22 protein-coding genes and 1 pseudogene are annotated in these 23,568 nt (G+C 49.4%); 8 read left to right on the plus strand and 15 right to left on the minus strand.

Going from position 1 to position 23,568, the window contains the following annotated elements:
- Positions 1-3 precede the first annotated feature (3 nt).
- Positions 4-588, minus strand: coding sequence for a hypothetical protein (locus AC5FXQ_RS02295; RefSeq protein ID WP_493600883.1), 585 nt, complete (start codon positions 586-588; stop codon positions 4-6).
- Between the two features lie 254 nt (positions 589-842).
- On the opposite strand from AC5FXQ_RS02295, the gene AC5FXQ_RS02300 reads away from it, so the two are divergent.
- Together AC5FXQ_RS02300 and AC5FXQ_RS02305 are read left to right on the plus strand one after the other, a co-directional pair.
- Positions 843-995, plus strand: a complete 153-nt coding sequence (locus AC5FXQ_RS02300) for a hypothetical protein (RefSeq protein ID WP_493600884.1) — start codon at positions 843-845, stop codon at positions 993-995.
- A gap of 95 nt (positions 996-1,090) precedes the next feature.
- Positions 1,091-2,107 (plus strand): LLM class flavin-dependent oxidoreductase, encoded by a 1,017-nt coding sequence (locus AC5FXQ_RS02305; protein ID WP_493600885.1) that lies wholly within the window; start codon positions 1,091-1,093, stop codon positions 2,105-2,107.
- Positions 2,108-2,214: 107 nt separating this feature from the next.
- On the opposite strand, the gene AC5FXQ_RS02310 is transcribed toward AC5FXQ_RS02305, so the two are convergent.
- The 4 genes and pseudogenes from AC5FXQ_RS02310 to AC5FXQ_RS02325 all read right to left on the minus strand — a co-directional run bounded on the left by AC5FXQ_RS02310 (position 2,215) and on the right by AC5FXQ_RS02325 (position 3,500).
- Positions 2,215-2,418 (minus strand): hypothetical protein, encoded by a 204-nt coding sequence (locus AC5FXQ_RS02310; protein ID WP_493600886.1) that lies wholly within the window; start codon positions 2,416-2,418, stop codon positions 2,215-2,217.
- Positions 2,419-2,550: 132 nt separating this feature from the next.
- Positions 2,551-2,730, minus strand: a complete 180-nt coding sequence (locus tag AC5FXQ_RS02315; RefSeq protein WP_493600887.1) for a PDDEXK nuclease domain-containing protein — start codon at positions 2,728-2,730, stop codon at positions 2,551-2,553.
- Positions 2,731-2,870: 140 nt separating this feature from the next.
- Positions 2,871-3,011: pseudogene (locus AC5FXQ_RS02320) on the minus strand (PDDEXK nuclease domain-containing protein); the annotation flags it as partial.
- 219 nt (positions 3,012-3,230) lie between these two features.
- Positions 3,231-3,500 (minus strand): helix-turn-helix domain-containing protein, encoded by a 270-nt coding sequence (locus tag AC5FXQ_RS02325; RefSeq protein ID WP_493600888.1) that lies wholly within the window; start codon positions 3,498-3,500, stop codon positions 3,231-3,233.
- Positions 3,501-3,998: 498 nt separating this feature from the next.
- Here AC5FXQ_RS02325 and AC5FXQ_RS02330 point away from each other — a divergent pair, with 498 nt between their 5' ends.
- Both AC5FXQ_RS02330 and AC5FXQ_RS02335 read left to right on the plus strand, forming a co-directional pair.
- Entirely contained in the window at positions 3,999-4,469 is a 471-nt protein-coding gene (locus AC5FXQ_RS02330) for a JAB domain-containing protein (protein WP_493600889.1), read from the plus strand.
- A gap of 76 nt (positions 4,470-4,545) precedes the next feature.
- Entirely contained in the window at positions 4,546-5,511 is a 966-nt protein-coding gene (locus AC5FXQ_RS02335; protein ID WP_493600890.1) for an ArdC family protein, read from the plus strand.
- Positions 5,512-5,635: 124 nt separating this feature from the next.
- Here AC5FXQ_RS02335 and AC5FXQ_RS02340 read toward each other — a convergent pair whose 3' ends face one another.
- The 7 genes from AC5FXQ_RS02340 to AC5FXQ_RS02370 all read right to left on the minus strand — a co-directional run bounded on the left by AC5FXQ_RS02340 (position 5,636) and on the right by AC5FXQ_RS02370 (position 10,053).
- Positions 5,636-5,983 carry a cupin domain-containing protein gene (locus AC5FXQ_RS02340; protein WP_493600891.1) on the minus strand — a complete coding sequence of 116 codons (348 nt, stop codon included), beginning with the start codon at positions 5,981-5,983 and terminating at the stop codon, positions 5,636-5,638.
- A gap of 94 nt (positions 5,984-6,077) precedes the next feature.
- A complete protein-coding gene (locus tag AC5FXQ_RS02345) occupies positions 6,078-6,578 on the minus strand; it encodes a DinB family protein (RefSeq protein ID WP_493600892.1) in 501 nt (166 codons plus the stop codon).
- A 101-nt stretch (positions 6,579-6,679) separates the two neighbouring features.
- Positions 6,680-7,054, minus strand: coding sequence for a nuclear transport factor 2 family protein (locus AC5FXQ_RS02350; protein ID WP_493600893.1), 375 nt, complete (start codon positions 7,052-7,054; stop codon positions 6,680-6,682).
- A 40-nt stretch (positions 7,055-7,094) separates the two neighbouring features.
- On the minus strand, positions 7,095-7,649 hold the full coding sequence (locus AC5FXQ_RS02355) for a DUF1572 family protein (protein ID WP_493600894.1): 555 nt from the start codon (positions 7,647-7,649) through the stop codon (positions 7,095-7,097).
- A 63-nt stretch (positions 7,650-7,712) separates the two neighbouring features.
- On the minus strand, positions 7,713-8,273 hold the full coding sequence (locus AC5FXQ_RS02360; RefSeq protein WP_493600895.1) for a hypothetical protein: 561 nt from the start codon (positions 8,271-8,273) through the stop codon (positions 7,713-7,715).
- A 50-nt stretch (positions 8,274-8,323) separates the two neighbouring features.
- On the minus strand, positions 8,324-9,067 hold the full coding sequence (locus tag AC5FXQ_RS02365; RefSeq protein ID WP_493600896.1) for an SDR family oxidoreductase: 744 nt from the start codon (positions 9,065-9,067) through the stop codon (positions 8,324-8,326).
- A 62-nt stretch (positions 9,068-9,129) separates the two neighbouring features.
- Positions 9,130-10,053: a ketopantoate reductase family protein gene (locus AC5FXQ_RS02370; protein ID WP_493600897.1), complete on the minus strand. Its 924-nt coding sequence runs from the start codon at positions 10,051-10,053 to the stop codon at positions 9,130-9,132.
- Positions 10,054-10,240: 187 nt separating this feature from the next.
- Between AC5FXQ_RS02370 and AC5FXQ_RS02375 the strand changes: the two genes are divergently transcribed.
- Positions 10,241-11,665 carry an aminotransferase-like domain-containing protein gene (locus AC5FXQ_RS02375; RefSeq protein ID WP_493600898.1) on the plus strand — a complete coding sequence of 475 codons (1,425 nt, stop codon included), beginning with the start codon at positions 10,241-10,243 and terminating at the stop codon, positions 11,663-11,665.
- Positions 11,666-12,920: 1,255 nt separating this feature from the next.
- Positions 12,921-14,123: a C45 family autoproteolytic acyltransferase/hydrolase gene (locus tag AC5FXQ_RS02380; protein WP_493600899.1), complete on the plus strand. Its 1,203-nt coding sequence runs from the start codon at positions 12,921-12,923 to the stop codon at positions 14,121-14,123.
- Positions 14,124-15,296: 1,173 nt separating this feature from the next.
- Here the strand turns inward: AC5FXQ_RS02380 and AC5FXQ_RS02385 are convergent.
- Positions 15,297-15,713, minus strand: a complete 417-nt coding sequence (locus AC5FXQ_RS02385) for a response regulator (RefSeq protein ID WP_493600900.1) — start codon at positions 15,711-15,713, stop codon at positions 15,297-15,299.
- 745 nt (positions 15,714-16,458) lie between these two features.
- Here AC5FXQ_RS02385 and AC5FXQ_RS02390 point away from each other — a divergent pair.
- Both AC5FXQ_RS02390 and AC5FXQ_RS02395 read left to right on the plus strand, forming a co-directional pair.
- The gene (locus AC5FXQ_RS02390) at positions 16,459-16,998 is read left to right on the plus strand and encodes a SixA phosphatase family protein (protein WP_493600901.1); all 540 of its coding nucleotides are present in this window, start codon (positions 16,459-16,461) and stop codon (positions 16,996-16,998) included.
- A 196-nt stretch (positions 16,999-17,194) separates the two neighbouring features.
- Positions 17,195-19,198 carry an amidohydrolase family protein gene (locus AC5FXQ_RS02395; RefSeq protein ID WP_493600902.1) on the plus strand — a complete coding sequence of 668 codons (2,004 nt, stop codon included), beginning with the start codon at positions 17,195-17,197 and terminating at the stop codon, positions 19,196-19,198.
- Positions 19,199-19,927: 729 nt separating this feature from the next.
- Here AC5FXQ_RS02395 and AC5FXQ_RS02400 read toward each other — a convergent pair.
- Positions 19,928-22,357 (minus strand): outer membrane beta-barrel protein, encoded by a 2,430-nt coding sequence (locus tag AC5FXQ_RS02400; protein WP_493600903.1) that lies wholly within the window; start codon positions 22,355-22,357, stop codon positions 19,928-19,930.
- A gap of 311 nt (positions 22,358-22,668) precedes the next feature.
- Positions 22,669-23,547, minus strand: a complete 879-nt coding sequence (locus AC5FXQ_RS02405) for a hypothetical protein (protein WP_493600904.1) — start codon at positions 23,545-23,547, stop codon at positions 22,669-22,671.
- Positions 23,548-23,568: the final 21 nt, after the last annotated feature.

Here is a 23,568-nt window from a genome sequence, read left to right on the forward strand (position 1 = left end):
ACGCTAAATGGTAAGCCTTATAATATCGAAGAAGACCCAAAAAAGAAATGTGCCAACTACCACCACAACGGCAGCCTTGACTAGCCGCTTCATTGGAACCAAGTAGTTCTTTGCCAACTCCATGCGCACCACTGGGTCCTGGTTTCTTAAAATGCGCCTTTTAACCAGCCAGTTGTTCAGAAAAAGGAAACTGATCGCCGAGTAAAGGAGCAGAATGAAAATAACGGTGTTAAATAAGCCTAAGTTTACACTTCGCACTGGCCCCAGCGTAGCAGCAGCTGGAGAAGCCGGGGTGGTTACAGCCTTGCTAATCACAAACAAGAAGTAAAGAACAAAGTAAAGCACTGGCAAAACAGCGTTAAGAGTAGGCAAGCCGATCTTATTGAGAGTGGCTTTATCGAAGGAAGCGGTGAGGTAGGCCTGTACAGTCACAATCAAAAGCAGATTGATTACCCACAGCATATTTGCTATCGAGAAGCTTTGGCGGTGATTGCTCGCATTAAAGAGCGAAAATTCCAGTATTACGATTCCCAGGATGCCTGGTATAAAGAGCAGGTAAACTCGCCAGTTAGTTAATACGCGCCGCATTGTCTGTTCTTAAATAATGTTTTAGTCCTTCCAAAACCCGTTTCTGCTTTCATTTCCGACACAATATCATAAATAAGCAGCAAATAATGAGCCTATGACCGAAGCGTATGGGCACAGTTTGCTATATAAACACGCACCTTTCCGGAAGAAATATCCAAAAGATGCACAGACACAAACTACTTCATATGAAAGTCGTAACGGGTAAAAAATAATTCACATGGTGTTACCCCCGTTTTTAAAAGCCGGAGACAAGGTTGGAGTTCTTAGCACGAGGGTGGGATTATATGGACTGGCAGCGTCCTGCTATGCCGGCTGACGCCAGCGAGCGCATTGATTTTTATATCCAACAGGCGAAGCTCGCCGAAGAAGCCAAGTCTGACACGTTCTTTCTGGTTGACACCGTGTAGAACCGGGAACATCGCGCATACCAGACAGAGCTAACCAGCTAATCGGTCATAATCAACTGTACCTGGTTAACAAAAACAAATACAAATTGAATACCATGAATCATAATACTGCTTATTCCATTTTAGAGCTTGCCATTGTATCGCAGGGGGAAACCATACAAAAGACACTGCATAATTCATTGGCATTGGCAAAAGAAGCGGAAGCACACAACTACAAACGCATTTGGTTTGCCGAGCACCACAACTCCGATAACATTGGCAGTAGCGCCACATCACTGCTCATGGGTTACGTGGCCGAAAACACCACCACCATCCGGATAGGTTCAGGCGGTGTGATGCTTCCCAATCATTCCCCTTTGATTATAGCCGAGCAGTTTGGCACATTGGCCCATTTATACCCTGGCAGAATTGACCTGGGCCTTGGAAGGGCGCCTGGCACCGACCAGGCTACAGCTCGTGCTATCCGATCCGACTTCATGGAGGCTGCCCATGCCTTTCCCCGGGAAATAGAAAAGATTCAGCAGTATTTTTCCATAGATAATAAAGGGGCAAAAGTAAGGGCGCCTATCGCAGAAGGTACTAATGTCCCTATTTATGTGTTGGGCTCAACGACCGATAGTTCGCATATAGCGGCTGAAAAGGGACTGCCATACGCGTTTGCCAGCCATTTTGCATCCACGCATTTACACAACGCCTTACGGATCTACGAGCAGGAATTCCAGCCTTCTGCTTCTTTAGAAAAACCCTATACCATGGCCGGGGTGAATGTGATCGTTGCCGATACCGATGAAGAAGCCCAAAAACTGTTCACTTCACTGATCCGCATGTTTGTGGGGGTATTAACAGGATCCAGAGCCCCCTTACACCCACCAACCGAGATGACTGACGAGTTGAAGGAAATACTACAGCATCCAACGCTGCAGCAAATGCTCCGATATTCCTTTGTCGGTAGTAAGCAAAAGGTAAAAACGCAGATCCAGGAATTTCTGGAAGAAACGGGCGTGGATGAATTGATCACTGTGTCGACGATGTACGATATAAATGACCGCCTGAAATCCACCAGACTCTTTGCAGAAATTATGGCGGAGCTAAACGAAAAGGGACAAGAGTAAAGGCGTCGTCTGTCAACCTCATAGAAGAAATGGACTATTGTAATACTGAGTGAAAGCTATATTTAAAGCAATTTTCTCAATATCTTCTTTTAGCCGGTTTTAACGTATTATGTTGAACCTTCATGTGCTCTGGTTGCAGGCTCTTCTTCAGCTTGGTAGCCAGCCTGGTCGCTAACTTGGTCGTTGCCGACTAAGCTATCCTCCAGGAAAGCTGGATGGCAGAAGATTTCTACCTCGAAAAAAGACCGCTCATCGTCTGTTTTAAAAGTAGGCGCATGAGAACCGTTGCTTTCCAGTATCCTCTTTATCATAGAGATCCCGGTGGCTCTGCCTTTTATCAACTCCAGCTCTTTCAATATGAACTGGCTGGAATTGGCCGCTAATTGGCCGAATTGGCCAGTAAAATGATTAAAGCCATAGCTTAAAGCTAACCAGGAATTTTATTAATGGTACAAGGGCAGCGAGAACGAACCCTTGCAGCACTGCCTGCCCACAAAGGCCAAGCCAGCCCCCAGTTCCAGCAGGAACTTGGTAATCTGCTGTGTCAAACCACTCTTCGGGCCCTTGTCCTGGTAGTCCTCGGTCAGGCTCAGAAAGTCAAAGATATACGGGCCTTTTAGCATTTCCCGGGCCAGGTCTGATTCAAGTGCCAGGAGCTTCAGATTAAAGTTGGTCAGGCTTTCCCCTTACCGCTGGTAAAGGCTGGACTTGATTTGCAGGCTCAACACATTTCTGGACCAGCCGTTCTCAATGGTTGGCGAATTTAGGAGAGCCGATCTTGCTCATCCTTCACCTTATCCAGCAACACCACGTGGTGTGCCCAAGGCAATTGCGCAACCGGCTGTTGCGTAAATTCAGAGCCGGGGTAAACAGAGGCAACCTGCGGTATAGACAGCAAGTTCCGATAAGAGAAGCTCTACAGGTCCGGAAATTCCTTGCCTATGTCATCAGAGAGCGTCTGAATCACTTTGGATCCCCACAGCCTTTAGTTTGCTGCTGCGCCAGGGTGATGTTCCAACGCAACAGCACTGGCCAGTAGCCCTTGTAAGCGGAACAGGTGCGGGAGACAAAGGCGTCCGTCACCCCGCTTGCCTGTAAACACCCTTAAGAGGCAGATCCAATGTCATGCCTTCCCCTTTCCATTCAGGAGTTTGGAGATATCCTCTGAGCGATAGCAATGCGTGCCTCCGACTTTGACCGAGGGTAACGTACCTTCCACCTGTAGCTTCTGCAGTGTAGAGGGTGATACCTGCAGCATGCGCCGCACATCGGCGGACTTGAGCACTTTCTTCGGTGCCTCAGCCTGCTGCTTTCCGACCAGTCTTACCAGGTCCTCGAGTAGTTGCCGGTGGGCTTGAAGCAGGTCTTGCTTGGTGATAATTTCTACAGCCATCGATTATCTTGTTTGGTTACAGATGAAAGATGCCCTGTTATCTTCCTTTCTTTTCACAAGGTGAACCCTGCTTGTAAAAAATTGTTTTTAGCCGAAAACCTAGAAAACAGGCTGCACTTGAGTTCAAGATTTTATCCTGAATCAAGCAATATCCGGCTTTTGCAGAAGCTTATAACACATCTTACGCCCCAAGGCAGATACATGTAAAACCTATCCTACATTGCTGAGAGGGCATAGCCATCAACAGAAGTCGAAAGAGCGATAGCTTTCCTTTAGATCCCATCCTCAAAGCCATCAATAAGGCAAGATCCAACGACAATTGGTTTGGCGCAAAGGTAGCCTTGCGGTCCGGACACAGGGACAAGGTCGTCCAAACAAAAGGGGTATCCACCTGCGGCGGACCCTCCGCATTTTCTTTGCCTCCACCTTGCCTTCAGTCCGGCTCCGAAGGCGAGTGGGGCACCATAATCCATTTCCTCACACTAAAACGTCATGATTATGGAAAAGAACACTAAAACATCCGCCTTCGCCAGAGTAGCCGAGATCAAGCTCACTTACCGCAACAGAGTAAAATCCTCCGAAAGGCCCCAGGTCACCTGCTCCACGGACTCCTACCAGGTACTCAAAACCAGCTGGGACACCGGGAAGCTCGAGTTCGTCGAGCAGTTCAAGGTGCTGCTGCTGAGCCGGGCCAACCGGGTACTGGGAATCTACGAGGTCTCCACCGGGGGCGTGGCCGGCACCGTGGCCGACCCCAAGCTCATCTTCGCCGCCGCCCTCAAAGCCTGCGCCTCGGGTATCATCCTCTCCCACAACCACCCTTCGGGCAACCTCAAACCCAGCGCGGCCGATCTGCAGCTGACCAAAAAAATCAAACAGGGCGGGGAGCTTCTCGACATCGCTGTCCTCGACCACATCATCCTCACCAGCGAGGGGTACTACTCCCTGGCAGACGAGGGGCTCCTGTAGCCCCTCTTTCTTTACAGGGGCCGTTCACGGCCCCTGCTTTCCATCCATTCAATTTCCTCAATTAAAATTCAAGCTTATGAACGCCTATCAGAAATTCAACCGCCTGGCCGAGCAGGTGACAAACGAAATCATCGCGCAGCTACAGCAGGGACAGGCCATCTGGCAAAAGCCCTGGAGCTCGTACGGACTCCCAAAAAACTACGGCTCCGGCCGTCCCTACGAGGGCTTCAATGCCATCTACCTCCACTATGTCACTGAGCAAAACAATTACGCAGCGCCTTACTTTATCACCTTTAAACAGGCGCAGGAACTGGGCGGACGCATTAGAAAAGGCCAGAAAGGCACCCCGATCGTCTACTGGAAGATCTATGAGGCAAAAGAACAGGAGCAGCCAGCAGCGCAGCCGGCCGCGGGACATGACCATCCCCGCAGCAGGTTTGTCCCCTTCATCTGGACCGTGTTCAACATCGACCAGGTGGAGGGGGTGGACTTCCGGCTGCCAGCCATGCCTGAGCGGTCCGAGCAGCAAGTCATCGATTCCTGCCGGCAAGTGGTGGATCGCTTCCCCCAGCCGCGCCCACAAATCCTGCATGGGGGATCACAAGCCTATTATGCGCCAGCCCTGGACAAGGTGCAGGTACCGGACCCCAGCCGCTTCCTTTCCCCGGAGGCTTATCACGCCACGCTCTTCCACGAGCTGATCCACGCCACTGGCCACCACGCGCGTCTCAACCGTTTCTCAAGAGAAGAGAAGGGCAACCGCTTCGGGGACGAGGCCTACAGCAAGGAGGAACTGGTGGCCGAGATGGGTGCCAGCTTCCTCTGCGCCTTCACCGGGATAAAGGAGGCCATGTTCCAGAACTCGGTGGCCTACCTGCAGGGCTGGATCAGCCGGCTCCGGGAGGACAAGACCATGCTCATCTACGCCGCTGCCAAGGCCTTCCAGGCGGCCAGCTATATCCTGGACCTGAAGCATATGGCGAATGAAGAAGCACTGCTGCCGGATGTTTCCACAAGGGCCTGCTGTCGCAACAGCAAATGATGCCCTGTTGGACTCAATCCTTACTGCTAAGCGGATGCATTTAATAAAGCGTACGTTGTGACACAAACTAAACCCATTGTACCACTAGATTGCCCGAGGTGGCCGGTCATTTGGTCTGCCCCTGTTAACCCAGGAGGTTGCGCAACGTCCCCCGCTCACCTTCCCGCGGTCCGTAAAACAGCACCCAGGTACTGAAGTCCGGGGTGAATTCCGTAAAACGGTGCGACGCCCCGGCCGGCACGAATAAAAAGTCTCCGGCCTGGAAGCGCACCTCCGCCTCTTCCATTTGGAATGTTCCCGTTCCGCTGGCAACGATATATACTTCGTCTCTTTCATGCGGTGTCTGCCGGTCATCGCCAACAGGTCGGTAGAGCTCCAGGCTCAGGGTACCGTGTTCAAAGAGCGTGACTGCTTCCTCGGGTGAGCGCTCCAGCGCCTGCAGCGCCCGATCATAGGCTACTCTGAATTCCATTTTATTTTGTTTTTGATAGTAAACAGCATGCTGGCCGGACAGGCCTGGATACTGCTTGTACAGCGATGCCTGCCCGTTGCCCAACCGGCTTTCCTCAGCGGAGGGTCATTTCCTTTAATTGTTCTTCCGTCAGCCCGAACATGGGGGGCGTTCGCACCCCCAGCATGTTCAGGTAAAGGTAGAGCTGCGCCCGGTGGTGAATTTCATGCTCGACCATTGCCCGCAGCCATTTCCAGATCCTGATCTCGCCTCCGCCCGGTGTGGCGCACTTCCGCTGCAGGTCCTCATCGGTCAGTTCCAGGAGGATGGCCACGGTCTCCTCATGCATCTGCTGAAAAAAGGCCAGCACGTCATCATAGCCCGCTGCCAGGTGTGCTCCGCAGCCGTCATAGCGGCTGGGTTTGCCTTGCACGATTTCAGCGTAAAGGAGGCGCTCAATGGCGGCGATGTGCCGGATACTGTCGGCGATGCTGAACTTCCCTGCCCTGTAAGCCCACTCCATGTGTTCGGGGGGCACAAGCTCAACGACCCGCCATGTCCGCTCTCGGACCCGCTCGTAATACGCCAGAAAAGAATCAATCGAATGTATTTCCATCTAATTCGCGTGTTCTGTGAAAAGATAATTTTACGTTTTTAACCGGTCCGGCAGCGCCGGATCGGGCCGATGGGCTGTCACTCCGTCCCTTGCCTGCCAGGCTAGTGCTTCTTCATCAGCCGGGACCCGTCAAACCAGACCTCGTTGCGCTCGATCAACTGATCCCGAAGCACCACCAGGTCCAGCCCCGTCTCCCGGATGCCAGGGTACCGCTCGCCAAAATCGGCCAGCCATTTCAGCACAAAGCCCTGCTCGGTGGGCCACACTTCCCGGGCCTCCCACCGCCAGCCCGGGAAACGGACAAACAATTTTTCCAGGTAAGCTGCCAGGGCGTCTTTCCCCCACAGTCCCTGCCGTATGGCGGGATCCGCATAAAAACATCCTGGCCGGTAGTAAAAGAGCAGCTGCCCCACCTCCTGCCTGTTCCAGGCCTCCAGCCAGCCATTGGTAAAATCCGACAGTGCTTCTACATCCATCCGCTATTGGGTAATGGTCGGTCCTGTAAGTAATGCCCGGCTACAAATCCTCGGTGAAGTGACGCCTGCCCCTGGTCTGCGTGAACTTCCGCTCATTGTAGGCCGATGATCGGTTGCGCGGAATGGACAGGGAAGTCCATTGCCCGTCCTGCGCCATCTTGGCAATGTAGACGATCTGCCCGATATGGTAAGGATAGTGCGCCAGCTGACGGTTCAGGGCCTCGGTCACCGTATGCCCGTCGTTGCGGATGTAGACGATACGCTCCAGGTCCTCTTCCCTGAGCTGGCCGACGGTCTCCTGCAGGCACTGCCATCCGCTCTCCCAGTAGGCCATCAATTCTTCCCGGTTGGCAAATTTGTTTTCAAACTCTGCGTCCCGGTTCCGCCAGGGCTTCTCCCCGTCCGTTGTCAGGAAATCAGTGAAGCGCGAGCGCATGTTGCCCGCCAGGTGGTTGACAATGACAGCGATGCTGTTGCTCTCGGCGTTGTACTGCCAGAACAGCATGTCGTCCGGCACCTGCGCCATCGCCTTTTCGCCGAGCATTTTGTAATATTCCAGCTGCTTGATCAGACTGGAGAGGTACGTGGTCTTCATATGCATCCATTTTAGTTTTTTACACTTTTATAAAGCGGGGGAAGCCGTAAGGACACCGCTCGGCTAGGCTTCCAGCACCGGATGGGTTCGGTTGCCGGCAAAGCCCAGGATGAGCTTCAAACCCAGCAACAGCAATAGCAGAAGCCCCAGTCGGGGGAGTCCTGGCACAGCCACCGCCGCCAGACTCAGTAGGGTAAACAGCAGCACGCCCAGCTGCCTGCGAAAACCGGTGCGCTGCAGCCGGATCACCAGGCTCGCAAAGCCCATCGCCAGGACAGCCAGCACCGCCACCTCCCCCCACCACTCCCCGTAAATCCACGCCAGCACCGCGCCCTGCAGGCCATGCACCCAGACAAAGGCATGCGGCGACCGGGCCTCCGCACGGTAGTAGGCCACCGTGCCTCCGGTAAAGTTGCTCACCACACCGCCCCCGATGTCCAGGGAAAGTACCACCAGCAGCAGGCGCTCCCAGGGCGATTGGGAGGCCGAAAGCAGCAGGCTCACAACCGCTACTGCCGCCGCCGCCGCATAGGTCAGGCACAGGTCCAGGCAGCGCGCGCGCCTGCCATGCAGTTTCCAGAGCGCTTTGGGTATGTCCACTAAGCGATAGGCTGATTTTTCCATCTTCGATATGAGTTCATGCTATGTCACGCTCCACAGGGCCTCCGGCCCCTTCATCGCCCACCCGCCACCTCCAGGAAGGTGCCGCTGGTGTACGAGGATTTTTCTGATGCCAGCCAGAGAATCGCCTCCGCCACCTCCCGGGCCGTGCCGCCCCGTCGCATGGGAATACGGTCCCGCAGGCGATCGACCCGCCCGGGTTCTCCGCCCGTCGCGTGGATGTCGGTGTAGATAAAACCGGGCCGGACCGCATTGACCCGAATGCCCTCCCCCGCCACTTCCTGGGCCAGGCCGACCGTCAATGTGTCGATTGCCCCCTTGGAGGCGGCATAGTCCACATATTCACCCGGTGCCCCTGTCCTGGCCGCCACGGAAGAAACATTAACAATCGTCCCGCCCAGGCCGCCATGCCGTACGGACATGCGGCGGACGGCTTCCCGGGCGCAGATCATCTGCCCGATCACGTTGACCGTGAAGAGGCGCTGCAAACGGGCGGCATCCAGCTCCTCCAGGCGCATCTGCCGCTCCAGCACCCCGGCATTGTTTACCAGGGAGGTCAGCTTTCCCAGAAATCGGTCCGTCTCTGAGAACAGCCGCACAATGTCGGCTTCTCTGGAAATGTCGGCCTGGATGGCAACAGCCCTTCCCCCTTTGCCTTGTATTGCCGAGACGACTTTTGCGGCGGCGCCTTCCTGCCGGTGGTAATGAACTGCGACGGCATAACCCGCCTCAGCCGCCAGTAAGGCCGTCGCCGCTCCTATGCCGCGACTGGCCCCTGTGATGAGCATCGTTTTCATCTTTTCACACGATAGATTGCGTGTATGGCTATTGCTTCTCCCTCTGGAGGGCATCCGCTTTGCTACTGGTTTAGTTCGGCCTTTAGCTTGGTCAGCTCCCCCAAAACACCCGTCTTCCGGACGGTCGCCGCCTGGTCCTGGGCACTGGCCATGCGCACAATCTCCAGGTTCAGGGTTTCCAGTTCCGTCGGTCTGTTGTGTCGAATATCCTGCAAGGTGGAAATAAACTGTCCCTCGGAATCCCGGCTGATCCGCAGCAGGCTCTCTTCCACTTCCAGCGGGTCCAGCATAATTCCCGCCCTGCCGGCAACACCAACACACTCGTCAATGACGCTGCGGGCGATGCCTCTGGCCGCCTCATGCCGGTGGAAGATGCCATTGTCTGTTTCTAGCAAGGGGCACACGGTATTGAACACACTGTTGATGATGGCCTTTTTCCAGACAACCGGCTGGAGATTGTTTTCAGGGACAAAGGGAAAATTCGTGGTGTGCAGCGCGCCGACTATGGATTCGAGCCGGTACTGGTCGCCCCGTACGACGCCCACCGGGCAGGCTGCCACCGGTTTAAAGCGCACGCATTGCTCGTCTATCCCCTGACTGCTTACAAAAAGAACACAGCGGAAGACCTGCTCGAAATTACGCTGCAGAAAGGCCCGCTCCACGCCTATGCCGTTTTGCAGCAGCACCAGCGGGGAGTCGGCCGTTCTCCCGCGAAGCCGTTCTGCCAGTTGCACGTTGCCATAGGACTTGTTGGCCAGCACGACAATCCCATCTAGCAGCGGCAATGCAGACAGCCCTGTGATCCCTACATCCGCCTCCATGGTAGTCTCCTCATCGAGCCACACGCGGAGCCTTTCCCTTTTAGCGGGTACCGCCTCCACGCTGCCGCGGATGAGCGTCACGTCGCGGCCTGCGTTTTTGAGAAACACAGCCAGCGCTTTCCCAATCGCCCCGGCTCCGATGATGTAGATGTGCTTTGCTGCCATGTGCCTTCCGCTTTAAAAGGTTAGAAGCTGATCGGGCCCGTCCCTCAGGAATCCTTCTTGAGAAGCAAACCCTACTTACTGCTGCCAGGCTTGCCTTTTTCCCGACAAAACAAAATTCATAAAAAGAAATACATGATAGCAGATGCAGTTTTATTAATTTTGATGGTAGCAATTAAAAAAGAATGCCATGGCCCGTTCGGATTTCAGATACCTGCGCATCGCCGGTATGCTCGAGCAACAGATTCTGAGTAATGTCTTATGCCTCGGGGACAGGCTGCCCTCTCTGCGCACGATCTGCCGGGAATACGGTGTCAGTCAGAATACCGCGCTCAACGCCTATTACCACCTGGAAAGCAAGCTCCTGATTGAGGCCCGGCCCCAGTCCGGCTATTATGTGCGGTATGCCTCCCACCGGGTTCCCGCCATCCCAACACCCAGCAGGCCCCATGCCACGGCTACCTTTGGAGACAGTGAGGCCCTGGTCAGCCGGGTGTATGACAACCTCGGCGAGGCCGGTTGTCTCCCGCTGTCATTGGGGGTCCCGGCAAATGAGCTCCTGCCGATCGCCAAACTCAACAAAGGCTTGCTGATGGCCACCCGCGAACTGCAGGGTAGCGGCGTGAGTTATGACAAGGCGCAGGGCAGTGAAAATCTGCGAAGGCAGATCGCCCGCTGGTCCTTTGCCATGGACTGTCAGCTGAGCCATGCAGACATCATTACCACCAGCGGCTGTCTCAGCGCGATTTCTTATTGCCTGATGGCACTGACAGAGAAAGGAGACACCATCGCCCTGGAAAGCCCCGTGTCTTTTGGCATGCTTCAGGTGGCGCAATCGCTGGGACTTAGAATCTTAGAGCTTCCTATGCACCCTCAGACCGGTGTCGACCTGAACGCCCTGGAAGATGCCCTCCGAAAAGACAAAATCACAATCTGCCTGCTGATCAGCAATTTCAGCAACCCCCTGGGAAGCTGTATGCCAGATGCCCACAAGGAGGCCACTGTGCGACTGATGGAAAAGTATAATGTCCCGCTTATTGAAAATGACCTGAACGGGGATGTATACTTCGGCCCACACCGCCCCAAATCCTGTAAAAGCTACGATGAAAGCGGCCTGGTCCTGTGGTGCGGCTCTGTGTCAAAGACCCTGGCACCGGGCTACCGCGTCGGGTGGGTTGCACCCGGCCAGTTCAAGGAAAAGGTGCTGCGCAAGAAACTCTTTCACAGCATCTCTTCCACCGCCATTACGCAGGAAGTCATTGCACGTTTCCTGGAGACGGGTCGGTATGAGAACCACTTGAAAAAACTCCGGCATACCTTAAAGGCCAACTACCTGCACTTCGCCCGGGCGGTGGCCGAGCACTTTCCCGCAGGCACCCTGGCCAGCAGGCCCCAGGGTGGCTTTGTGCTGTGGGTGGAGCTGCCTCAGGATATAAACACTACTTCGCTCTATGCGAAGGCCATTAAACAGAAAGTCAGCTTTGCCCCCGGCAGCATCTTTACCCTGCAGCAGCAGTTTCACAACTGCATGCGCCTCAACTACGGACTGCTCTGGGATGAACGCGTTGACAGCGGCCTCCGGCTGTTGGGCAATCTGGCCAAAGCCGAGTTGTAATTTCCTTGGCTTCTATATTCCTCCAAATTAGCTGTCTTACATGGTTTTGAAGCCTGCACGCAACTGTCACACAATGTTCATACAGCGGAAAAGGCAGTATGGCACTCCCCCTTTGGACTCCCCGGCTAACAAGCATGGCGCGTTAGTTTGTTACAGACAACCTGTAACGGCAGGGTCCGTCGGGGAAGCTGCCTCCCAAGAGGCAGTAGATGGTATTGGGCACCAAGCGCCCATTCGCTCGTGTTTCCTGAAAATGAGTATCGCTATTGGCTAGCAGGCATTGGTCAACACTCTTCATATGCTCTCATTGCTATATGATATCCTGGGATTTTGAAAGTTGTACGGAAGGCGAGCCTGTACCTGTAGTAGACCTGCCCAATTGAAGCATAAAAAAGCCAGGATATAGCCTTAGTAGCCAACTGGTTCCGCTGCAATTCGGGTACCCGAATTGCAGTCTCAGGAAGAAAAAAATCTAAAATTCAGATAAGGCTTGTCACAAAAACACTTTAAACCCCTGATTTAAAGTGTTTTATGCTAATTGACATTTACTTAGTGGAGAGGCCGAAACGAAAGGATCAGTTACAAATTTAAAAGAGGAAAGGAGTTACTACCGTAGCGAGTTTGTAGCTGTAAAATACAACTACAAATTACTTAATCACTCAAATGGGGATTGGTACTCGCCACGGTAGTTTTCACCTAAAAAAACAGTTAATGAAGAAAGTGCTTATTCATAACGGCACTTCCTGTCTACTACTTGTACAAAGATCAGGGGACACGATGGACCATTGGTTGTACATTCCTGTTCTTTTTATTTGAGCACTTTATTAGTCAATGCCTACCTGGGCAGCTATACCAGCGTCATTCCCTAAGTACCAGTGAAAATCACGAGATGGCTCAACCAATTTTAAAAACTTAGGATTTTGAGCGCAACAGTTGCCTTCTTATAAGCTGGTGCTAAGTGCAACACGAGCAGGGTTTCTATAGCACCGGCATTACGACTTGAGCTGGATAGTTAATGGGCTGTCCGACTTTCTACACACGTTACCACCAAACTAAAAACACCTACTAAATAGATAGCCTTAAAGCGAAACAGGCGCCTTTTGCTTGCCAGACTATGTCAGCGTAAGTAGACAGGATGTTACAACTACATTTTTTAAGGCATGCTCTACTTTTGTCTTTTAAGGAGACAAGCCATGATTTCTCCATCAAATATTTATATAAATCATAACTAAAAATTCAGTAATCACCTTCAAAAATGAAAAAAACAGCTTTATTCCTTCTGTTCGTCTGGATGCTGGCCTGTCAGGCCACCGCCATGCCAAAACCCAAACCTCAGGTGCCAGTTATAATGCTCTCCGGCACCAGTTATGAACGCGGCACTCAACATGGTTTTCAGCTCAAAAAACAAATTGACGAAGTTTACCGCAAATGGAAAGAAAGCATTCGTAAGGACACGGGTAAAAATCCCGATGCCGTTATTAGTGATTTCCTGGCTAGCTCCCAGTATCAAAAAGCCATCCAACAATCAACACCGCAGCTTTGGCAGGAAATACAAGGCATCGCTGTAGGCTCAGGACAGAAAATAGACGATGTACTGGCTTTTCAGCTGATTGACGAATACTGGGGTTACCTGGACCGACTGAAGAATGGCTCCGTAGACAAAAACCATTGCAGTGCCATTGGCGTTGCTGCTTTCGATAATCAGCCGACCTTTGTAGCACAGAACATTGATATAGACACCTATATGCAAGGTTACCAGGTGCTACTTCATATTGTCTCCGCAGAAGAAAACATGGAGCAGTACGTGATGAGCTGCGCCGGATTCATTGGTTTTGCCGGGATGAACAGTAAAGGTGTTGCAGTGGTTATCAACGCCCTCACAGACCTGAACAACTCAGTGGAGGGACTACCGGTAACGTTTGTAACACGCGGCATTCTCCAGCAGCAATCTGGAGAGCAGGCACTTGCATTTGTTAAGTCAATCAAGCACGCAACCGGGCAAAACTACCTAATTGGTACAGAAACCGAGGTGATAAACTATGAGGCATCAGCCAACCAGGTGGTACCATTCTATCCGACAGGAAATAAGGGATTGGTCTACCACACGAACCATTCACTCGCCAACCACGATGTGAAACCATGGATGCAGGACTATCACCAGCGCATCCTGGCTGGTACCGGCACTACATCCAACAGCCAGACACGGTACAAGGCGCTTGAAAAGCGGCTTTCTGCTTCTGTCCAGCCCCTTACGCAAGACCTTATTAAAAGCACCCTGCGCTCCAAAGATGATGAACGGTTTCCCGTATGTGTAGCCTATGATCCCAAAGCTGCCGCTTTTACCTTCAGTTCAGTTCTCTTCACGCTCGGCACAACCCCTTCGGTACAGGTAACTCATGGGGCTCCTGATCAGTCTGAGTACCAGCAACACTTCTTCTTTTCACAAGCTACTCAGTAGCTCTTTTTGCAGTGCTTGGCAAGCTAGGCCGAGCCTAAACTGGGTCCGGTCAAATTTAGCACAAAGAGTTGCCCCGTTCTTTTACTTAGAACGGGGCAACTCTTTATTTTTATAACCTCGGTAAACTTTTCGTATATTGATGTTATCAGGACTTCTTTTATGAAAATACTGAAACGTGGGCTACCGCATATGATGGGGAAAGAGCATGGCAGCAAGGGAGTTAAAATGAGATTATGTGCAAGGAGATTATCCACTTCATTGCCACTACTGCCACAGTGAATAAATTGTTAAAAAGGTCCAGAAGATTTCCTGTGCGGGGCTGTGAACACGGGCTTTGTTACCGAAATTAATGCCTGTAGCAGGCGAGTATTCTAAAGCACACCTAAAGCCTTACAGCGAAAGTAGAGGTAGCAGCCTCCTGGTCAACCACCTGGGTATTCCTTCCCGTTGTATTTGATGAATGGCAGTTCATGCTGTGTCAGAAAGCAGGAGGCTTAGGAGGTCTATTTGAAACTTAGCCCGGCTAGTGAAATTATCAATATATGTCTGCATCAAGCTGCTGGCCTTCCCTGTAGACATTCTTATCCAACCATTACCCACGACTGCACCGAACACCAATTGGTCACCCTATTCCTACTCCTGCCGCCATAAAGGGTATATTCTCAGAAATCATCGTAAAATCAATCCCTATCGGTGCCCCAGACACTTTCTTTACACCACTGGCCAGGTTTTCGTTAATAATTTCTCTGCACAATTTTGAGCTCTTTCTCGAGTAGCTTTATTTTTCTTGATGGGCTCATCTTAATCGGAGTTCTTGGTTCGCTTCGTATTATTCTGCTCAATACTTGCGGTGTTGGCAGGGAGATCTTTCTTCTGTAGTTCATCTATGCGTTACAGGCTGATAGCCTGCCTGCTTACGCATTTCATGATGGTCAATACCTGCCTTGTGATTCAGTCCCTTGATTTTCTTTTGCGCTTTTACATGGAGCGCTGCCTGAGGTCTGTAGAAGAAAAGAGAAATTGAAGATAAAAATAACGTCGTAGCGAGGCTGGAAAAAGCACTATTAATGATAAACCTTTAATTTAATTTCAATTTGGATATTCAAGTCAATAACGTAACCTTTCACTTTAAAGCCCCCTCCACTTAGCTGGCAGCTCAAGTTATAGGCAATATCAAAGCGTCTCCTCCACTAATAAACTTATGTCTTCTTCAGTTAGGAATTTAGTAAAGAATCCCTGTACAGGATATTTCCCGCATACAACGCTATTTTCCAGGCTTAGGGAACAAGTAAGAAAATAAATAGAGGGTATATGAATTACATTTTTAGCTCTAAGCCTCAAAATTGATTTTAAAAACTCAAACCCATTCATTGCTGCCATGCTCATATCTGAAAATACAAGGACCTCATCTCCCGGTTGCTCAGTATTAGATGTTATATGACAATTCGAGTAAATCCAGTTAAGCCCTTCTTGTTCGCTGGTGGCTACATCTATTGCTTTGCTAATGCCAGACTTGTCAATAATGCATTTGTTTAGATAGGTGCTCACCGGGTCATCATCAAGCAATAAAACTTTGTTTACCTTTTTCATAGTCAGGCTTATGGCAGCAGAATACAAGTTTCACAAAAATACATTTACAAATGGCTTGAATTAGCTCGGCTCTTCTAGAATAGAATCCGACACTTTAACAACTCTTGGAATTAATATGTCCTCTGTCTCCTTTTCACTTGCGCGGCCGACAGTAGCTCCCTCCACAAAAAAATAAAAACAGATCTAACCCATTTCATCATACCCTATAACCATGTAAATCCAAGCATTGTACAAGTAGTAAGCGGAAGTTCAAACAGCCGTTTACTAACAATGCAAAGGAGACACAGTCTGGCCTAATATTCATTGTAATTTCCTGACATTTAACCAAATATCAGGAAATCAACACCTTATAATTCAACTATACAGCAGGTCCGGATAAATAAAAGGAGCCTTCCGGCTAAAAAAGCGGCACAGATACTCCTTAAATGATTTACTACAACCGATTTGCCATCCTGTAATCCTACTTGCTCCGGTTGTTGCCTGTATTTGTTGGAGTAGGTAAACAGGCTAAAGCGCCTGTTAACAATGACTTATAGTTAACCAAACCAGAAGCAAAGCTTTTGATGAAGACAAATAAAATAGGCAGGATTTTACAACTCAGGCACTTTATACTAAGTTGAAAATACGATATCTTTAGCTATCCTGCTAGCAGCAACTGGGGCCGAAAACTGCTTTCATGGTATCTCCTTAAACGTTTAAACACGATCCATGTGCCGAAGTAATTAATTTCACTATTATAATAACCATGAAAAAGCTGTTACAAATTCCTCTGCTATTTCTTGCATTCTGCCTTGTTGACTTCAGAACCCTCGCCCAGAATACCACTATCTATGTAGTTCGTCATGCAGAAAAGGAGGCAACAAATCCTGCAGATCGAGATCCGGGACTAAGTTTAGTGGGCAAACAGCGGGCTGAGGCTCTAAGCAAGGTGTTGAAAAAAGAGAAGGTTGCTGCTGCGTTCAGCACAGCATTTCAGCGCACACAGCAGACTGCGGCACCTGTATCACAGAAATTAAATTTAACGACTAACAGTTACGACCCGAGAAACCCTGCTCAACTGGCAGAAACTATAAAGAAGGAATACAGCGGTAAAACTGTGCTTGTTGTTGGTCATTCTAACACAGTAATAGGTGTAGTGGAAGCATTAGGAGGTGTAAGCCCTGTAGAGCAGATTTCTGAAAGCGAGTATGACTACCTCTTCAAAGTAATGATCCATGAGAATGGAGAAGTCGAGACAAACTTAACGAGGTATGGCAAAAGTGCCGGCCTCAGTAGTGAACGCTAGAAACGCTCCGTCCTCTTTTTCATGGAGCCGCTTAGAGCTAAATCAGCAATGATCACCTCCATTTTGCTAGTGGTTGCCACCTGATCCTTGCCACATCGTTTAGCGCCTGCAGCTTCAGCATATAAACCATAGTACCTCCCCTCCTTAGCTTGACTTCATCACATGCAAAGGAGGCGTAATTAATTCTTTTATTTTAATGATAGAAAGACAATCAATTGCTCATAGACCAAAGCTGCTTTTGCTTTTCGTGATGTGGATATTCTCTGGTCAGGTAATGTCAACACCGATGCAGCAGGATACGGTTTCAGAGGGAGCGTTTATCTTACACAAGTTTCAACAACCCATCGGTAAAGAAACGTATACCCTGATTCAGAAGCATGACGCTTTACACCTGCATAGTAACTTTCGTTTTAACGACAGAGGCTCAGATGTTCCACTCCGGGCACGACTTGTACTTGATAAAACCGGCGCTCCAATTATGTTCCGGGTACAGGGTAAAACCTCCAGATCATCCAGTATAGACACGGAGGTACAGGTACTAAAAAACCTTGCGACCATTCGGGTTAACGACACAAAGAAAGAAGTAAAAGTTAACAGCCCCTACTTTACAATCAGTGGCTATGCTCCTGTCTCTATGCAGATGGCATTACTCCAGTATTGGAAACAGCAAAATAAACCTGCCTCTCTGCAAGTACTGCCCACCGGCACCGTTGAAATCAAGTTGGATGGCCTTGATACTGTCATGGTTAACAGCAGAAGGCAAACCTTAGAGCGCTACATCCTTAAAGGGTTGGTGTGGGGGAGTGAAGTGCTGTGGACTGATCAGTATGGAAATCTGGTAGCAGTCATTACAAACGATGCTGAAGGAGACAAATTTGAAGCAGTTCAGGAAACATACCTCAACCATCTTCCATTCTTTCTGGAAAAAGCGGCTCACCATAGCATGCAGGAAATGAAACAAAGCAGTCCTGCACCTCATCCGCTAATGGCATTGAAAGGTGCCAATATCGTGGATGTGGTAAAAGGTAAAAAGCACTTAAACCAGACCATTCTCATCAAAGATGGTACTATCTGGAAAATTGGCGCTACCGGCAAGGTTTCTATTCCTGAGGAAGCATACGTGATTGATATAACGGGCAAAACGGTTCTACCCGGGCTTTGGGATATGCATGCTCACTTTCAGCAGGTAGAATGGGGGCCGGCTTATCTTGCTGCCGGAGTAACAACTATCCGCGATTGCGGAAACGAACTTGGCTTTATCACCTCAGTTCAGCACGCCATAGATCAAAACCAGGGTATTGGTCCCAAAATACTTAGGGCTGGGGTAATTGATGGTCAGGGACCGCAGGCTTTAGGAATTATTCAGGCCAGCACGGCAGAGGAAGCTCAGCATGCCGTAAGAATGTACAAAGAGAGCGGCTTTGAACAGATTAAGGTCTATAGCTCCCTAAAACCAGCAATATTAAAAGCTGTTTCTGAAGAGGCACATAAGCATGGTTTGTCTGTTACAGGGCATGTCCCGGACGGGTTAACTGTACATGAGGCTATCGCGCTGGGCCTTGACCAGATCAATCACTACCATTTTCTGCTCCAGTCTATGCTCTCAGAACCGAAACAGGAGAGAGTAGATTTGGATGATCCGGCAGCTCGTAAAACCCTGCAGCTCTTAAAGGACAATAACGTTGTAGTGGATCCTACTCTGGCAATCTATGAATGGATAACCCGCCCTTTAAGCCAGCCTCTGGATGCATTTGAGCCCGGAATTAATCATGTTACCGAAGACTTTAAGGCTATTTTCAGGAACACAGGACTGCCGGATGAGCAAGCTCAACAAAGTAGGTCTCTCCTGGAAAATGGCAAAAGGATCGTTCTGGCTATGCATCAGATGGGTATTCCCATAGTAGCTGGCACCGACATGCTGGTTCCCGGCTATTCCCTCTTCCGTGAACTGGAGTTATACAACGAAGCAGGTCTGAGCCCACTCGACGCCATTAGAACTGCCACCATCGTACCAGCCAGCGTCATGAAAATGGAGAAGATTTCCGGATCCATTACAGAAGGCAAAATAGCGGACATTATTATACTTGATGCAGACCCGCTTGAATCAATCCATAACATCAGAAAAGTTAATACGGTCATCAAAAGGGGCACAGTTTATAAGCCGGCAGCGTTGAGGAAAATCGTTGATTTCAAAGAATAAAAAACTTGAGGCGTACCTTTTAAAAGGTACACTTCAAGTTACAACATGCTTCTTGCCAGCATCGATAGAATGTACAATGTCGGGAGGGAGATCTTTCTTCTGTAGTTCATCTATGCGTTACAGGCTGATAGCCTGCCTGCTTACGCATTTCATGATGGTCAATACCTGCTTTGTGATTCAGTCCCTTGTTTTTCTTTTGCGCTTTTACATGGAGCGCTGCCTGAGGTCTGTAGAAGAAAAGAGAAATTGAAGATAAAAATAACGTCGTAGCGAGGCTGAAAAAAGCACTATTAATGATAAACCTTTCAATCTATTTTAATTTACTATTCTCTACTATTCACTATTCACTATTCATTTTCAACTCTAATTCCCGATTCCCTACTTTCACTTAGGGAATCGGTATTTCAGCTGATTCACTACGACGTTACTTTCACTAAATATATGGTTAAACCCAGGTTTTCTGCCTGTACCTGAGCGATTTGATAATACAAAGAAAGCCGGTTTAGCTAACAATGGTGTTGTATTTTCCTGTCTCTTTCTACTCTTCAAGAAGTTTCATTTTAAGGGTTCCTATAACCAAAAAAAGACAGAGCCCGGCTTAATGCCTTTCCTCATACTAAACCGTGATCTTCAAGCTACCTGGCATTACAAAAACTGCTGTCATTGATTAGTCAGATAGATTAATCTGATGGATCAATGACAGCAGTGAATCACTTGGCGGCCATGCTGCTACTGCCCGCCAGCCCTGTTAAGCTCGTCCAGCCTGACATTGCGACTCTTAGATTTAAAGTTCTCACCGCGCTGGAAGTTGTAGCGCAGGTTTAGCTTTATACTTCTAACCATAAAGTAGTTTACAAAAGAGAACACATTGCCGTTATAGCTCGCATCACCATGAATTTCCCTGGTTCGGAAAATGTCTGTAGCACCTAATGTTACGTCCAGTTTGTCTTCCATAAATGATTTCTTCAGGCCGGCATCTAACCACCACTGCCACTTAAAGCGATAAATGCCAAAGGTTGAAGGAGAGCTGTACGCAGCGGTAGCCTGCAACTGCATGCCCCATGGAAGCAATACATTGTGATTAGACTGCGCCGTAAAGACAAACTGGTTGTTCTCCAGCTCTCTGTCTTGCAGGAAGATTTTATTCTTTTGATAACCTGCCACCCAGTTGTTACTGATATCCCAGCCCGGCATCACTCTGATTGGTAGCACAAGCGTTGCACTGATATTTTCAGCCTTGTCGATGTTCCGCTCACGGTATACAGTGGTGTTGGTCTCTGAATTTTGCTCCGGTACCTCTGCAAAGGAATCTTTTGTAAGGGCGTAGCCTAACATCAGACTATACGTGTTCTGTAACGTTTGCGTAACCTGGAATGAATTGGTATACTGTGGCCTCAGATCCGGATTTCCCTCTGCCCAGCTATAGGGATCCTGGTACAGAATGAATGGATTCAGAGAGCGGTAATTAGGCCGGTCTACTCTTCGGCTGTAATTATAGGTCAGTTGGTATTGGTCTGACACCTTATGCGTTAGGAAGAAGCTAGGGAACAAATCAAAGTACTTCTTCGAAACCTGTCCTTCACTCTCATTTTCTCCTAAAGGCTTGCCATTACCCAAGGTTTGCTCGCCACGGAGCCCCGCCTGCAAACTCAACTTTTCACCTATACGGGTGCTCATGTTAATGTAGCCCGCAAAGATTTTTTCAGTATAGCGGTAATGATTGCTCCGCTCTTTGTCCAGTTCCTCTTTTTCAGAAGTTACCATGTAAAAGTCTAGTGCGTTTCCAGAAATAACATAACTGGCCTTTGCTCCCAACTCTAATTTAGCTCCTCCAAATACCTTCCTCGTAAAATCTGCATTGGCAGAATAAATATCATAATAACCGGGATTATCTGATCTTAAAACTTCCGCCGACTCGATGTTGCTCCCTACTATAGTATAGTTGTTCTCATAGCGGGCATCATTTTGATTGTTTAACTGAATGTAATCTACATTGAGAGCCAGACTGGTGCCTACTGTATCAAGAAGGCCATGGTAATGCAGGTTAAAAGCAGTGCTGTTGTTTTCAATATCATTAAAGTTTCCGGCCTTGATGCGTACATGCTCCCCTTTTTGTTCGTCATTCAGATGGGTATCAGAATAAAAAGCCCGATCCATGTTGTTTTGGCTCAAATTTACCATAGCACCCAGGCTGTGCCGGGCGTTCAGTTCATAGTCTGTGCCCAGGCGCAGCGATGGCGTCTTCATGATTACACTTTCATCGCGCAACTGGTGAAAACGCGCATTTGCCCCTTCTCCATGAAATTCTCTGATCATGACCCCTTCACGAAGACGTGGCCGTTCAGCCATATCAGCGTTCACATAAGAGTTCCAGTTACCTTTTTTATAGTTAAGGTTAGCCCCCGCCGAATACCCGGTTGCATTGTTGTATTGGTAACCTCCGTATAGACTGCCATTCATACCCAAGGCGCTATTTTGCTTCAGCTGTATATTAATGATTCCAGCGCTTCCGGCGGCCTCATACCTCGCAGAGGGGTTCGTGATTACTTCTATGTTTTTCACATGCTCAGCTGACACACCCTCCAGCATACTCTGCAGCTCTTTACCTGTCAAGTAAGCAGGTCTGCCATTTATCATTATCCGTACGCCAGCTTTACCGTTGAGCTGGATATTCCCTTCCTGATCTACCCAAACCCCCGGAGACTTCTCCAGTACTTCATAGGCGGTGCTACCGGAAGCGAGCGCTGTTCCTTCCACACTCACTACCATTTTATCTGCCTCTATGGTGATTTTAGGCCGAAGCGCCTTTACCGTCACCTCTCCCAGTAAATTCACATTCTCCTGCAATACCAACGTACCGAAGTCCCTTCGAAAACTTTTTGAATTGACCTGGAATGGAGCTACATACTGAGTGACAAAACCAATCGCGCTTATCCTGAGCAGGTACAAGCCTTCAGCAGGTGAAGGAATAGAAAAGCGTCCTTCGACATCGGTAATCGCACCCGTTACGCCCGAGGAGTCCCTTGCCTGTAATACGGCTACGTTAGCAAAGCCAAGGGCATTTCCTGTATCATCTTTTAGCTGGCCGCTTAATTGAGCCAAAACATTGCTGACAAAGAGAAGCAGCATACCAGCTGCCAGTATCACCGTTTTCATCATATGGGTAATTGTAATTATGGAAGATTTGCCCTGATCAGTTATCTGAGACAATACTGGCGCCTAGCGTAAGCCTGTTAATACAGCGCACCTGTTCCTTCTCCGATTTTACAGATGATAAAATAACTGCATTATGGACTAGGATTGCTTGTACAATCCTGCCTTTTCATCTGAAAGGAAAATTCTGATAAGACGGAAAAGCAGCGTGCCGCATCCTCCTTTGTGCCTCCTGTTCATAGGACTGTCAAGCGGAAAAAAACAAAAGCTTGTAAGGCGGACTGCACCGGAAGGTTCGCGCCTGCTGTTCACCTAATTCATCTAAACTCACAGTGCATAACCTGAAACCCATTCGCCTTTAACAGCTTCTTTAAACTGGCTTCATCCATCGCTGTCTGGGGTCTATAGTGCCAATGAGCACCGCTTTGCGAAAGGCCTGTCAGTACCTGTACCTGTTTTATCCCTGTAAAAACTACGCTGCGGCGCAGCACTTCAAGAAAGGAAGGGCACTGTGCTGTGATCTTTAGCGTCTTGTGCTCGTCAAGTGTCAGGCGTAGGTGCTTTGTCGTAGCCTGGAGCGATACCTTGACAAAACCATTTTCAAGTATATCGGATGTATACTTTTTTATAAACTCTAAAATGGACCCTTTATCTTTCAAGGCAGCACTTACCCAATGCTCAGCTTTACCGGCTGCATGCTGATAGTCCCTGATGGCGAGCTGTATTTCATCGATTGCTTCCATCTGCTCAACCAGAAGAAAAAACACCTTCTTCAGATGCCGCTCTCCAAGCACCAGACTTAAAGTATAAAGCCCGTCTGCATCTGGGCCACAGGCAGTAAAATGCTCCTCTTCAGTATCCAATGCCAGCACGCCATCAGCGGCACACTTAATAATCCCGGTTGGATAAATAAAACCCGGTTCCCTGATCGCTGTAAAGTAGGTATTCAAGCCCCTCCCAATAAAGACATCGCAGGCCAGTTGCTCTGTTGCTTCAGGTACATGAAGGATGCCGGAACGGCTTATAGGGAAAGCTTCTACTACATGACATGCACTTATACCAACAACACCGGCATATTTACTTGCTTTAAACAGGGCATTGCCCAAGTGATCGCCAAACACATAGAAGTCGCCCAATGCCCCTACTTTCTCTCCTAGTTTCCCTTCCAGTAACAAATACCAAAGCTCTCGTTCCATGATGTGATCGGTTCTAGTATG

The sequence above is a fragment of the Pontibacter sp. LHS1 genome, from assembly GCF_058932855.1.